Annotated in this window: 12 protein-coding genes; all 12 read left to right on the top strand. The window is 31.7% G+C overall.

Going from position 1 to position 14,581, the window contains the following annotated elements; genetic code table 11:
- Window positions 1-68: 68 nt before the first annotated feature.
- The 12 genes from P0R33_RS00635 (at window position 69) to P0R33_RS00580 (ending at window position 14,572) form a co-directional block, all read left to right on the top strand.
- The gene (locus P0R33_RS00635) at window positions 69-1,298 is read left to right on the top strand and encodes an HD domain-containing protein (protein ID WP_276173648.1); all 1,230 of its coding nucleotides are present in this window, start codon (window positions 69-71) and stop codon (window positions 1,296-1,298) included.
- A 39-nt stretch (window positions 1,299-1,337) separates the two neighbouring features.
- On the top strand, window positions 1,338-2,381 hold the full coding sequence (gene lpxD, locus P0R33_RS00630) for a UDP-3-O-(3-hydroxymyristoyl)glucosamine N-acyltransferase (RefSeq protein ID WP_276173647.1): 1,044 nt from the start codon (window positions 1,338-1,340) through the stop codon (window positions 2,379-2,381).
- On the top strand, window positions 2,374-3,762 hold the full coding sequence (locus P0R33_RS00625; protein WP_276173646.1) for a bifunctional UDP-3-O-[3-hydroxymyristoyl] N-acetylglucosamine deacetylase/3-hydroxyacyl-ACP dehydratase: 1,389 nt from the start codon (window positions 2,374-2,376) through the stop codon (window positions 3,760-3,762). The genes lpxD and P0R33_RS00625 overlap by 8 nt, the downstream gene beginning before the upstream one ends.
- 74 nt (window positions 3,763-3,836) lie before the next feature.
- On the top strand, window positions 3,837-4,622 hold the full coding sequence (gene lpxA, locus P0R33_RS00620; RefSeq protein ID WP_091497682.1) for an acyl-ACP--UDP-N-acetylglucosamine O-acyltransferase: 786 nt from the start codon (window positions 3,837-3,839) through the stop codon (window positions 4,620-4,622).
- Window positions 4,623-4,747: 125 nt separating this feature from the next.
- The gene (efp, locus tag P0R33_RS00615) at window positions 4,748-5,314 is read left to right on the top strand and encodes an elongation factor P (RefSeq protein ID WP_276173645.1); all 567 of its coding nucleotides are present in this window, start codon (window positions 4,748-4,750) and stop codon (window positions 5,312-5,314) included.
- 120 nt (window positions 5,315-5,434) lie between these two features.
- Window positions 5,435-6,364 carry a UDP-3-O-(3-hydroxymyristoyl)glucosamine N-acyltransferase gene (locus P0R33_RS00610; protein ID WP_276173644.1) on the top strand — a complete coding sequence of 310 codons (930 nt, stop codon included), beginning with the start codon at window positions 5,435-5,437 and terminating at the stop codon, window positions 6,362-6,364.
- A 1-nt stretch (window position 6,365) separates the two neighbouring features.
- Window positions 6,366-6,728, top strand: a complete 363-nt coding sequence (locus P0R33_RS00605) for a nuclear transport factor 2 family protein (protein ID WP_276173643.1) — start codon at window positions 6,366-6,368, stop codon at window positions 6,726-6,728.
- Between the two features lie 86 nt (window positions 6,729-6,814).
- Complete coding sequence (gene sucD, locus P0R33_RS00600; protein ID WP_057118027.1) at window positions 6,815-7,687, top strand: succinate--CoA ligase subunit alpha; 873 nt, start codon at window positions 6,815-6,817, stop codon at window positions 7,685-7,687.
- Window positions 7,688-7,826: 139 nt separating this feature from the next.
- Window positions 7,827-8,255: a hypothetical protein gene (locus P0R33_RS00595; protein WP_276173642.1), complete on the top strand. Its 429-nt coding sequence runs from the start codon at window positions 7,827-7,829 to the stop codon at window positions 8,253-8,255.
- Window positions 8,256-8,829: 574 nt separating this feature from the next.
- Window positions 8,830-9,435 (top strand): sigma-70 family RNA polymerase sigma factor, encoded by a 606-nt coding sequence (locus P0R33_RS00590; RefSeq protein WP_276173641.1) that lies wholly within the window; start codon window positions 8,830-8,832, stop codon window positions 9,433-9,435.
- A 90-nt stretch (window positions 9,436-9,525) separates the two neighbouring features.
- The gene (locus P0R33_RS00585; RefSeq protein WP_276173640.1) at window positions 9,526-10,641 is read left to right on the top strand and encodes a FecR family protein; all 1,116 of its coding nucleotides are present in this window, start codon (window positions 9,526-9,528) and stop codon (window positions 10,639-10,641) included.
- 217 nt (window positions 10,642-10,858) lie between these two features.
- The gene (locus P0R33_RS00580; protein ID WP_276173639.1) at window positions 10,859-14,572 is read left to right on the top strand and encodes a SusC/RagA family TonB-linked outer membrane protein; all 3,714 of its coding nucleotides are present in this window, start codon (window positions 10,859-10,861) and stop codon (window positions 14,570-14,572) included.
- The last annotated feature ends 9 nt before the right edge of the window (window positions 14,573-14,581 follow it).

The raw sequence follows: 14,581 nt of genomic DNA, 5'->3' as shown, positions 1-14,581 counted from the left end.
TAAATAAAAAACACCAATCTCTTTATACTTATTTACTTATATTTGTTGACCTAAAAAATATCGCAATAGTGACTCAGATCAATAAACTAAAAATATTCAACGATCCCATATATGGTTTTATAACGATTCCGAATGAGCTTGTTTACGATTTAATTCAGCATCCTTATTTTCAGCGTCTTCGTCGAATCTCACAAATGGGATTGTCTTATTTGGTATATCCAGGCGCTAATCATACTCGTTTTCATCATGCTTTAGGATGTATGCATTTGATGAAAAAAGCAATTGATACGCTTCGTTTTAAAGATGTTGTCATTTCTGATGAAGAAGAAAATGCCTTATTGATAGCAATTTTATTGCATGATATTGGACACGGACCATTTTCTCATGCTATGGAAAGAAGTATTGTTGAAGATGTTCATCATGAGGCGATTTCATTATTATTTATGAATCAGCTAAATGAAGAATTTGATGGAAGATTGAGTTTAGCAATTCAGGTATTTAAAGGAGAATATCATAGAAAATTCATGTTGCAATTGATTTCAAGCCAATTAGATATGGATCGAATGGATTACTTAAAACGTGATAGTTTTTATACAGGAGTTGCAGAAGGAAATGTGAATTCTGAACGCTTGATTCAGATGATGAATGTTGAAAATGATGTATTGGTTATTGAAGAAAAAGGAATTTATTCTGTAGAAAAATTTCTGCTTTCAAGAAGATTAATGTATTGGCAGGCTTATTTGCATAAAACGAGTTTAGTTGCCGAATTAATTCTGATGAAAGTTTTGAAAAGAGCCAAAGAATTAATCTTAAAAGGAATTGATCTTCCGTGCAGCGAACCACTTTCTTATTTCATGCATAATAAAATAACACTTGAAGATTTTGATGCAGAAAAGCTTGATTTGTTTGCGCAATTAGATGATTTTGATATTATAAGTGCCTTGAAAGCTTGGCAGAGAAATGATGATTTTGTGTTAAGTACTTTGAGTAAAATGATCATAAATAGAGATTTACTGAAAATTAAAATGAGTGCTGAAAAAGTTTCTGTAGAAGAATCTCAAGCTTTAAAAGAGAAATTTGCAAGTCAGCATCATATTAGTCAATTAGATGCAGGTTATTTTATTTTTAGAGGAAAAATAAAAAATCAAGCCTATAGCAAAGAAGCAGAACCTATTCGAATTTTGAAAAAAGATAAAACAATTGAAGATGTTGTTGAAGCTTCTGATCAGCTGAATTTGAAATCGTTATCTAAATTGGTAACAAAATATTATATCTGTTTTCCAAAACAACTTATCTAAAATTAACATTTAAAATCTATTTTTTATATTTTTGTCGCGATGAAATTTACAGCAGAACAAATAGCAGGAATTTTAGAAGGAGAAGTTGTTGGGAATCCCAATGCAGAAGTTTCTAAGCTTTCCAAAATCGAAGAAGGCGAAAATGGATCGCTTACTTTTTTGGCTAATCCAAAGTATATCAATTATATATACAGCACAAAAGCGACTGTTACAATTGTTAACGAGAGCTTTGTTCCAGAACAAGAAATTACTACTACATTAATAAAGGTAGAAGATGCTTATGCGGCATTTTCTAAGCTTTTACACTTTTATAATCAGGTTAAATTAAATAAAACGGGTATCGAACCTCAGTCGTTTATGTCTGAAGGAACTAAATATGGCGAAAACTTGTATTTAGGAAGTTTTAGTTATATCGGACAAAATGTTGTTCTGGGCGATAACGTGAAAATTTATCCAAACAGTTTTATTGGAGATAATGTTGTTATTGGTAACAATGTATTCATTTTTGCTGGTGCAAAAATTTATTCAGAAACTGTTATTGGTAATAATTGTACAATTCATTCAGGCGTTATAATTGGAGCTGATGGTTTTGGCTTTGCTCCAAATGAAAATGGAGAATATAGTAAAGTACCTCAAATCGGAAACGTTATCCTTGAAGATAATGTTGATGTTGGTGCTAATACTACAATAGACAGAGCAACTCTTGGTTCTACAATTATTAGAAAAGGAGTGAAATTAGACAATCAGATTCAGATTGCTCATAATGTAGAAATTGGAAAAAATACTGTGATAGCTGCTCAAAGTGGTGTTGCAGGTTCTACTAAAATTGGAGAAAACTGCATGATTGGGGGGCAAGTAGGTATCGCAGGTCATTTAATTATAGGTAATAATGTTAGACTTCAGGCACAGTCTGGAGTTGCTAGAAACATTAAAGATGACGAAGTTCTGCAAGGAACTCCATCACTTGGATATACTGATTTTAATAAATCGTATGTTCATTTTAAAAATTTGCCTAAAATTGTGGCCGAAGTTGAAGAATTAAAAAAACAAATAATAAACCCAAAAAATGGAAATAATGGTTAAACAGAAGACCATCAAAAATGAAATTTCGCTAACAGGAGTTGGTTTACATACTGGAAAAGAAGTTACAATGACTTTTAAACCTGCACCCGTTAATAATGGTTTCACTTTTGTAAGAGTAGATTTGCAAGGTCAACCAGTCATTGAAGCTGATGCTAATTATGTTGTTAATACTCAAAGAGGTACTAATCTTGAGAAATTAGGAGTTAAAATTCAGACTCCAGAGCACGTTTTAGCTGCAGTAGTTGGCTGCGATTTGGATAATATTATTATTGAATTGAATGCCTCTGAACTTCCAATTATGGATGGTTCATCAAAATATTTTGTTGAAGCGATTGAAAAAGCGGGTATTGAAGAGCAAGATGCTCAACGTAATGTATATGTAGTTAAAGAAGTTATCTCATTTACGGACGAAGCAACAGGAAGCGAAATTCTTGTAATGCCAAGCGATGAATATCAAGTAACAACAATGGTAGATTTTGGTACAAAAGTTTTAGGTACTCAAAATGCTACACTTAAAAGTCTTTCTGACTTTAAACAGGAAATTGCAAGCTCAAGAACTTTTAGTTTTCTGCATGAATTAGAATCTTTATTAGAACATGGTTTAATTAAAGGTGGAGATTTAAATAATGCAATTGTGTATGTAGATAAAGAAATCTCTGAGTCTACAATGGAAAATTTGAAGAAAGCTTTTGGTAAAGATGAAATTTCTGTAAAACCAAATGGAGTTTTGGATAACTTGACTTTGCACTATCCAAACGAAGCTGCAAGACACAAATTGCTTGATGTGATTGGAGATTTATCTCTTATCGGAGTTCGTATTCAAGGAAAAATCATCGCAAATAAACCAGGACATTTTGTAAATACTCAATTTGCTAAAAAATTAGCGAAAATTATTAAAATTGAGCAAAGAAACCATGTTCCTACTTATGATTTACATCAAGAACCTTTGATGGATATTCATAAAATTATGGCAATGCTTCCTCATAGACCACCATTCTTGTTGATTGACAGAATTATAGAAATGTCTGATCGTCATGTAGTTGGTTTGAAAAATGTAACGATGAATGAAAATTTCTTCGTAGGACATTTTCCTGAAGCACCAGTTATGCCAGGAGTTTTAATTGTTGAAGCAATGGCGCAAACAGGAGGAATTTTAGTTTTAAGCACTGTTCCAGATCCTGAAAATTACTTGACTTACTTTATGAAAATTGACAATGTGAAATTTAAACATAAAGTATTGCCAGGTGATACGTTAATTTTTAAGTGCGAATTAATTTCTCCTATCAGAAGAGGAATTTGTCATATGCAGGCAAATGCCTATGCAAATGGTAAATTAGTAACTGAAGCAGAATTAATGGCACAAATAGCAAGAAAACAATAATAAATTATCAAATTTATTGTTTAGGTTTGTTGCCTCAAATCGAAATATTTTAATTAAAAATATAAAACATACAGATGAATCAACCATTAGCATATGTTCATCCAGGCGCGAAAATCGCTAAAAACGTTGTAATAGAGCCATTTACAACAATTCACAATAATGTTGTTATTGGTGATGGTACTTGGATTGGTTCAAACGTGACCATTATGGAAGGAGCTCGAATTGGTAAAAATTGTAATATTTTTCCAGGAGCAGTAATTTCTGCAGTGCCACAAGATTTAAAATTTGGAGGTGAGGATTCTCTTGCTATTATCGGTGATAATTGTACAATTAGAGAATGTGTAACTATAAATAGAGGCACAATTGCTTCTGGTCAAACTGTTATCGGAAATAATTGTTTAGTAATGGCTTATGCGCACATTGCACACGACTGCGAAATTGGAAATAATGCAATTATTGTAAATGGTGTTGCTTTGGCAGGTCACGTTGTTGTTGGTAATCATGCTGTTATTGGAGGTTTAGCCGCGATTCATCAATTTATTCATATTGGAGATCATGCTATGATTTCTGGAGGATCATTGGTTAGAAAAGACGTTCCTCCATTTACAAAAGCAGCAAAAGAGCCGTTATCTTATGTGGGAATTAATTCTGTTGGTTTAAGAAGAAGAGGATTTACAACTGAAAAAATTAGAGAAATTCAGGAAATCTATAGAATTTTATACCAAAAGAATTACAATACAACTCAAGCTTTAAGCATTATTGAAGCAGAAATGGAAGCGACTCCAGAAAGAGATGAAATTCTAGATTTTATCAGAAATTCTTCTCGAGGAATTATGAAAGGTTACTCAGGGAACTATTAATTTTAGAGTTTAGATTTCTGATTTTAGATTTCTAAGCTATAATTGAATAATAAAAAATAAAAAAATGAAGATTGATTCTTTAGCAGAATCTAAAATCTACATTCTAAAATCTAAAATAAAAAAAAATGGCATCTACATCAGATATTAGAAACGGATTGTGTATTAAATTTAATCACGATATCTATAAAATTATCGAATTTCTTCACGTAAAACCTGGAAAAGGTCCAGCTTTCGTAAGAACGAAATTAAAAAGTTTAACTTCAGGAAAAGTATTAGATAATACATTTTCTGCAGGTCATAAAATTGACGTTATTCGTGTTGAAACACATACATTTCAGTACTTATATCCAGAAGGTGATGAATTTCACTTTATGAATGCTGAAACGTTTGAACAAATTTCTTTGAATAAAAACATTTTGGATGCTCCAGATTTGTTAAAAGAAGGAACAAACGTAATGGTTCAAATTAACACAGAAACAGATTTACCATTATCTGTAGATATGCCTACATCTGTAATTCTTGAAGTTACTTATGCTGAGCCAGGTGTAAAAGGAAATACAGCAACTAACGCTACAAAAAATGCAACTGTAGAAACTGGTGCAAATATCAATGTTCCTTTGTTTATCAATGAAGGAGATAAAATTAAAATTGATACAGCTTCAGGTTCTTACATGGAGCGTGTAAAAGAGTAGTTTCTTAATTAAGATAATTTGACAATGAGTCAGTTAGATAACTTGTGAATCGACAAAATTTTGTATATTCATATTCTAATTGACTCATTTTCTAATTGACAAATTCTCTAATTATAACATATGAAATTTCAAAAGAGTCATTCTTTACAAGAAATTGCAAATTTGCTTAACTGCAAATTTATTGGTGACAAAGACTTTCAAGTTTTAGGCATGAACGAAATACATGTAGTTGAGCCTGGTGATATTGTTTTTGTTGACCACCCAAAATACTACGATAAAGCTTTACAATCGGCAGCTACTATTGTTTTAATAAATAAGGAGGTAGAATGCCCAGAAGGTAAAGCACTTTTAATTTCTGATGATCCATTTAGAGATTTTAACATTCTAACGAGACATTTTAAACCTTTTCAGTTTGCGAATGTAGCAATCGCTCCTTCTGCAGAAATAGGAGAGGGTACAGTGATTCAGCCGAACAGCTTTATTGGTAACAATGTTAAAATTGGGAAAAACTGTTTAATTCATTCTAACGTTTCGATTTACGATCATACTGTAATTGGCGACAATGTAATTATACATGCTGGAACAATTTTAGGAGCCGATGCTTTTTATTACAAAAAACGTCCAGAAGGTTTCGATCAGTTAATTTCTGGCGGGAGAGTTGTTATTGAAGACAATGTTGGCATTGGTGCACTTTGTACTATTGATAAAGGTGTAACTGGAGATACAACTATTGGCGCAGGAACAAAATTAGATAATCAAGTTCATGTTGGTCATGATACTGTTATTGGAAAAAAATGTCTGATAGCTTCGCAAACTGGTATTGCTGGATGCGTAATTATTGAAGACGAAGTAACTCTGTGGGGACAAGTTGGAACAACAAGCGGAATCACAATTGGTGCAAAAGCTGTTGTAATGGGACAAACAGGTGTTACTAAATCAGTTGAAGGAGGAAAATCGTACTTTGGTACTCCAATAGAAGAGTCTAGAGAAAAATTGAAACAATTAGCCAATATTAAGAAGATTCCTGAAATTTTAAGTAAATTGAAGTAATATGTCTATCAAAGAGTTTGTTCAGAAATTTTATAAGTCAGATGCCTTAATCGATAGTGAAATTTTAAAAACATATCTGCATCCCGACGTGATACTTGAGTGGAACAGCAGTAAAGGTTTCATTCAGATGGATTATGATTCGATAGTAGAAATGGCAAATGAACTAAGTCGAGCATATGTGCGTTCGAAAGTAAGAATTAGCCATATTATCAGTGAAAATGATTTAGTATCAGTACGTTACTCTCATTTTGTAAAAACTATCGAAAATCCAAGAGAAGAAATGCTTTTAGCTCATTTTTCAACCATTTGGCAGATTAAAGATGATAAACTTTACAGAGGTTATCAAATGAGTCAATTTTCTTAATATTTTTTTGACAATAAAAGAGGCAAAATACATTACAAAACCTTATTTTTGCAACACAAATTTAAAAACTACATAAAATATATATCATGAGTGTTTTAGTTAATAAAGATTCCAAAATAATTGTTCAGGGATTTACAGGAAGCGAAGGAACTTTCCACGCTTCTCAAATGATTGAGTACGGTACTAATGTTGTTGGTGGTGTTACTCCAGGAAAAGGAGGGACTAGCCATTTAGATCGTCCGGTTTTTAATACAGTAAAAGACGCTGTTGATCAAGCTGGAGCTGACACTTCTATCATTTTTGTTCCGCCAGCTTTTGCTGCTGATGCAATTATGGAAGCTGCTGATGCTGGAATTAAAGTAATTATTGCTATTACAGAAGGGATTCCTGTAGCAGACATGATTAAAGCAAATAATTATGTTAAAGAAAGAAATTCAAGATTAATCGGCCCTAACTGTCCAGGTGTTATTACTCCAGGTGAAGCTAAAGTTGGTATTATGCCAGGTTTCGTTTTCAAAAAAGGAACTGTTGGAATCGTTTCTAAATCAGGAACTTTAACTTACGAAGCTGCTGATCAAGTTGTAAAACAAGGTTTAGGAATCACTACAGCAATCGGTATTGGTGGAGATCCAATTATTGGAACTACTACTAAAGAAGCTGTTGAATTATTAATGAACGATCCAGAAACCGAAGCAATCATTATGATTGGTGAAATTGGTGGTCAACTTGAAGCTGATGCTGCAAGATGGGTAAAAGCTGATGGAAACCGTAAACCAGTTATTGGATTTATCGCTGGAGAAACTGCTCCTGCTGGTAGAACAATGGGGCACGCAGGTGCTATTGTTGGTGGTTCTGATGATACAGCTGCTGCTAAAAAACAAATCATGAGAGACAACGGAATTCACGTTGTTGATTCACCAGCTGAAATTGGTAAAAAAGTAAAAGAAGTACTTGGATAATTTCCAAATATTTAAAATAATACATTCAAAAAAGTCTCAATTTATGTTGAGACTTTTTTACATTTTGTAATACTAAGGATATAAAGAAAAAACTTAGCATCTTAGATCCTTAGTATCTTAGAAGCTTAAAAGAAAAATGATGAGTAAAGATTTAGAAAAATTTAAAGTGAGCAACAGTTTTGCTTTTACAGTAGAAGATAGTTTAGAACAAGCTTGCAATGCTCCAGAAGGAAGTGCTGGAATTTTTATTGTTTATGCAGTTGAAGGTGAAGAAAAAGAATTAATTATGGTTGGTTCTACGGGAACTGTTCAGAATGATGGAACTTTAAAAAGCAAAAATGGTGGGTTATACGATAAAATTGTAAACGGACACCAGTTTGCAAAAACGGGTAGAAAATATTCTTGGCCAGCACAGATGAAATTAGAAAATATTTCTGAGTTAGAAGTTGTGTGGTATGAAACTTTTACCGGAGATGTAAAAGCAATTCCAACAGCGGTTGAAGGGCAGGTTTTGCAAAATTTCTTAGATGAAAATGGAAAATTACCTAGATGGAATGTAGCTTTTTAAAGTTTTTATTTTATTGAAATATTTAAAGCCTTACTAGTTTATTAGTAAGGCTTTTTTTTATGTGAATATTTATATTAAATGAAATAATAAGCATTAATTGTTTTAAGATATAATTTTTAAAAACTAAGTTTCTTTTAATACATCAATTTTGTAGGAATTGAAATTTAGGTAGCAAAGAGCTTTTTGGAGCCCAATTAAACAATCCTTTTTAGTTAATTAAAACTTAACATATAGTAAATTTAAGATTAAGTAAAAAAAATACCGCAAATACTGATAAATTTAGAAAAAGCTTCTTTTTTTTATAGCTAATTGGTTTTTTAACATTTGCTTTTCTATATTTATCACACAAAAACAAAAAATATTGTTAAAATTTGATTCATTTTGTATGAATTTAAGCTACTCAGAAATGTAAAAATCCTGTTTAATTTTTGTTAAATAAATGATTGCGTTTTTAAGGTTTATTTTAAATGAATTTGAAATTTTATCAGCATTAATTTCTTCAATAGAATTTATTTTATTTTAAGAAACATTTTTTAAGATGATTTGATTTTTACATCTCAAAGTTGAATTTAATATGAGCCAAATTTTAAAAAACAAAATGCTAGATGATTTTATTCTTTGGAATAATTTAAAGAATGGTGATGAAAGATCTTTCTCATTACTTTTTGAGAAATATTATCGTGATTTAATTAATTACGGCAACTCACTTTGTCCATTTGCTGAAAAAGTACAAGATTGTATTCAGGACGTTTTTGCTGATATTTGGCTTTATCGTAATTCATTGCAAGACAATGTTGTCGTAAAAGCTTATTTGCTTTCTAGTGTTAGAAAAAGAATTGCTCGTCTTCACGAAAGAGATCATGTATTTAGAAAAACTGCAACTACAGATGTTTTAGAATTTTTATTTGATTTTTCTATAGAAAACAATTTAGTAGAAGATGAAATAACTGCTGAACGAGTTTTGCATCTTAATAAATTACTAAATGATTTGCCTGAACGTCAGAAAGAAGCTTTGTATTTACGCTATCATCAAGGTTTGAGCGTAGACCAAATAGCAGATTTGTTAGACGTTAATTATCAATCTGCAAATAATTTATTGCATCGTGGTTTATTAAGTTTGCGTAAAGAGTGGAAGGGAAGTATTCCTTTGTTAATCCTTATATATTCAGGGGTTTTGTAAAATTTTAAGAAAAAATCAAAAAAAAATCTTAAATAGGTGAGTATATAATAAAAAAAGTGTCCTCTATGTTTTTGTAACCTTAATAGTAAGATGCAAAAACGTAACAATTTTACCGAAATAGAAGACTTCTTAGCTGATGAATCTTTTCAATTATGGATTTTATCTAAAGTTGATGAGCAAGGCTGGGAAGAATGGACTTTAGAAAATCTTGAAAGAGCCAAATTGGTCGAAGATGCAAGACTTTTGTTGTTAGCAATGAAAGTTCCTGATTCTAAATTAACTTCAAATGATGTTCATGAAGCTTTAAAGAAAACTTGGCTAAAGATTGAACATAGAGAATTAGCTTCTCTAAAAACTTTAAAAATTAAAAAACTAAAAATACAGCGCTACTGGATAAGTGGTATTGCTGCTGCTATTCTTGTCGGTGTTTTTTCGGCATGGTTTTTCAAAAGCGATATGTTGCCACAGGATAATGTAGTTACATACAAAGAACTTGTCGAAGAAAACGATGAAGGTTTGGTAGAACAAACCAATAACACTGAAAAATCTCAAACTGTTACTTTATCTGATGGAAGTTCAGTTTTATTACAGCCAAATAGTAAATTAAGTTACCCTAAAATCTTTACCGGAAATGAAAGAAAGGTGTATTTATCCGGCGAAGGTTTCTTTGAAATTAGTAAAAATCCAAAAAAGCCTTTCTTCGTTTATGCTAACGAGATAGTGACAAGGGTTGTTGGTACAAGTTTTAGAATTAAAGCTTTTCCAGACCAGCAAAACGTGGAAGTTCTAGTTCGTACCGGTAAAGTAAGGGTAAAATCTAATGATTTAATTGGCTCTGATAAGTCCCAAGAGATTGTTTTGCTTCCTAATCAAGCTTTGCGTTTTGTTCGTAAAGATTTTGTTTTCAGTAAAATAACAAATATTACCGAAGATCCGATTTTGGTAAATAGCGTTAGAAATATTGAGCAATTGAGTTTTGAATTTACGGATATTCCAGTTGCACAAATTTTAGAAACTATTGAACAGGCTTATGTGGTTGATATTGATTATCCGAAAGATAAATTAAAAGATTGCCGACTAACAACTTCTTTAAGTGACCAGCCTTTGGCAGAAAAACTTAAAATTATCTGTAAAAGCATTGGCAATGACAGCAATTATGAAATGAATGGAAATCAAATTGTAATTACTACTTCTGGTTGTAATTGATTTTTGAGATTCAATAAAATAAAGAAACCAAAACCGAACTGATTGTCCAAAAAAAAAATATTTAACTGCCTATGTAAAAAATCGATACATAAAAAAAGTGCCGAAAATGCTGTAACATGATCGACACTTAAATAGATTAAATCACTCTCTGTAAAGAGTAATTTATGATGTTTCTTAAAATACACTCGAATAGTATTAATCAAAACAAACCAAAATTATGAAAAAACCTGTTGTCAAGCAACGATTACTTCACCAAATCATGAAAATAACGCTGTTTCAGTTTGTGTTAGCACTTGTCTTTTCAAGTGTTACATTTGCAAATAATGTAAACGGGCAGAAAAAACTAGATACTAAAGTTACAATTACACTTGAAAATCTAACTTTAGACAATGCTTTATCAAAAATCGAAAAATCTGCTCGTGTAAAATTTTCTTATAATTCTAGACTTCCTCAACTTGCAGAAAAAGTAAGTATAGAAGCGAATCAAGAAACTCTAGCTAGTATTCTTAGCAGAATATTAGTGCCTTTTAATATAACTTTTTCGGAGGTTAGCAATCAAATTGTGCTTCAAAAAAGTTCGGTTGCTTCTTTTTCGAATGCCAATAATCACGATTCATTATTTGAACTTTTGACTTTTGGTCCGATCATTAAAGGAAAAGTAACAGATCAAACTGGAAGTCCGCTTCCTGGAGCAACTGTTATGGCAAAAGGAACAAAAACTGCTGTATTAACAGATTTTGATGGAAATTTCGTTATCGAAATGCCAGCTAATGTTACGCGTCTTGTAATTTCTTATGTTGGTATGGAAACTAAAGAAATTGGAATTGAGAATAATACACCAACTGTTGTTTTAACAGAAGCTGGTCAAGATCTTAAAGAGGTTGTAATTACAACTGGTTACGAAAAGACTTCAAAAAGAACGTTTACAGGAGCTATCAGTAAAATTTCTGGTGCTGAATTAAAAGTTGATGGAGTAGTAGACGTGAGTAGAATGATTGAAGGAAAAGCTGCTGGGGTTACTGTACAAAACGTTACAGGATCTTTCGGTGCAACTCCTAAAATTACTGTCCGTGGTTCTTCTTCAATTTTTGGAGATACAAAACCATTATGGGTTATTGATGGTGTTGTTCAAGAAGATATTATCAATGTAACTTTTGCAGATTTAGCTTCTGGTAACTCAGCGACATTATTAAGTTCTGCTGTTGCGGGATTAAATGCAAATGATATTCAAAGTATTGAAATTCTTAAAGATGCATCTGCTACCTCAATCTATGGTTCAAGATCTTTAAATGGAGTTGTTGTTGTAACAACTAAACAAGGAAGAAGAGATTCTCCTTTAAAAATTAATTATTCTGTTGAAAACACGGTTAGAAGCGTACCAAACTACACGCAATACGATATCTTAAATTCTCAAGAATCTATGAGTGTTTTTCAAGAAATGAGAGCAAAAGGCTATTTGGATCAAAGCTCTTCTTTAACGGCTAGATTCAGTGGTGTTTATGGTATTTTGGCTAAACAAATTAATTTATACGATAGTTCTAATGGTCAATTTGGTGTTAGAAATGAACAGCCTTATATCAATGAATTTTTGAAAAAATACGAATTAGGAAATACAGATTGGTTCAAAGTTTTGTTTAGACCATCTATTACTCAAAACCATTCATTAAGTTTTTCTGGCGGAGGAAAAAATAATACATTTTATGCTTCTTTAGGTTATTATACAGATCCAGGATGGACTTTGGCAGATAATGTAAAACAAATTTCTTCTAATATTAAAGGAACATTTTATATCAATGACAGATTAAACATTACATTATCTACACTAGGATCTATTCGTGATCAAGAAGCTCCTGGTACTTACGAAAGTAAAAATGATGTTGTATTTGGTAAAATTACTAGAGATTTCGATATTAACCCATTCAATTATGTTTTAAGTACAAGTAGAACACTTAGACCTTATGATGAAAATGGTAATTTAGAATATTACCAAAACAACTGGGCTCCAATGAATATTCTTAATGAGTTAAAAAATAATACTCTTGGAATTAAAGTAAAAGACATTCGTTTTCAGGCAGATTTAGAATATAAATTAGCTAAAAATTTAACTTACAACTTTACAGGTTCTGCTCGTTATGCTAATACTTCAAGAGAACATAAAATCTACGAAGGTTCGAATGTTGTAGGAGCTTACAATGCGGGTGTTGGAGAAACTTTAAATACTCAGATTCAAAGAGATAACGTATTTTTATACCAAAATCCAAACGATTTAACTGCACCTAAAGTTTCAGTATTGCCTTACGGTGGTTTCTTAAGAAAATATACTAATGATATGACTTCATATAATGTTAGAAATAGTGTTACTTATAGAAATACATTTAGCGATAAACATGAATTAGAAGGTTTCTTTGGAACAGAGTTTAGATCAGTTGATAGAAATAATGACAACTTTACTGCTGCTGGAATTCAATTTGAAAAAGGACTTAGTGCTTTTATCGATCCTAAAATGATTGAAAAATTGGTAAATGAAGGAAACTCTTATTATGAATTTGGAGCTGAAAGAGAGCGTACAGTTGGTTTCTTCGGAAAAGTAGGATACACATACGATCGTCGTTATACAGCTTCTGTTACAGGTCGTTATGATGGTTCTAACAGACAAGGTGATACAGGATCTTCAAGATGGTTGCCAACTTATACTGTAAGTGGTAAATGGAACATCAAAGAAGAAAATTTCATGAAAAATGTTGAAGATATCAATACTTTGGCACTGAGAGCTTCTTATGGTTTAACTGCTACTGCGGGACCTGCAACTAACTCATTAGCAATTTACAAAAGTTATATAGCTAATCGTTTTCAAACTAGCGATAGAGAAAATGCAATTCGTATAGAAGATTTACAAAACAAAGATTTGACTTGGGAAAAACAATATGAAACAAATATTGGTTTAGATCTTGGAATGTTCAACAACAGAGTACAACTTACTACAGATGTTTACCAACGTAAAGCTTTTGATTTGATCGATTACGTAATTACTTCTGGAGTAGGAGGAGAATCTGTTAAACAAGGTAACAACGCAGACATGGAAACTAAAGGGGTTGAGCTTGGTATTACAACTCAAAACATTAGTTCAAAAGATTTTAAATGGTCGACTACATTAAACTTTTCTGTTTACGACCAAAAAATTACTAAACTGGCAAACAAACCAGCAGTATTTGATTTAATTGCGACTAATGGTGGAAATACAGTTGGGCATCCTAGAAACTCATTGTATTCTTATCAATTTACAGGATTAAACAACGAAGGATTACCAACTTTTAAATTACAAGATGGTGCTGATAATAACATCACAGATGCTAATTTCCAAGATACTAACGATGTAACTAAGTATTTGAAATATGAAGGTTCTGTTGAGCCAAATAAATCAGTTGGTCTTGCAAATACATTTACTTACAAAAGCTGGTCTTTATATGTATTTGTAGTTGGATCAGGTGGAAACAAAGTGAGATTAAACCCAGTTTACAGTAATACTTACAATGATCAAACTGTTTTTACGAAAGATTTTGCTAACAGATGGATTAATCCTGGTGATGAAAACTTTACAAATGTTCCAGTTATCGCGGATAGATTACTAAATAGAAATTATGGAGCTAATGATTTACAAATTGCTTATAATACTTATAATTTTTCTGATGCTAGAATTGCAAGCGGTGATTTCGTAAGATTGAAAAATATCTCTCTTAGCTGGGAATTTCCAAGCGAATACAAAAGAAAGTTAGGTTTAGCAACATTTAATTTAAAAGGTTCTGCAGTAAATCCATGGTTGATTTATTCAGACAAAAAATTAAACGGACAAGATCCTGAATTCCGTAATACTGGTGGGGTAGCTTTCCCAATCACGGCACAATATACTTTTGCAATTAATCTTTCATTCTAAATAATAAAT

The organism is Flavobacterium sp. YJ01 (assembly GCF_029320955.1).
Taxonomy (GTDB): Bacteria; Bacteroidota; Bacteroidia; order Flavobacteriales; family Flavobacteriaceae; genus Flavobacterium.
Note: the sequence above shows the minus strand (reverse complement) of the source record. Positions and strands in the feature narration are given on the sequence as shown.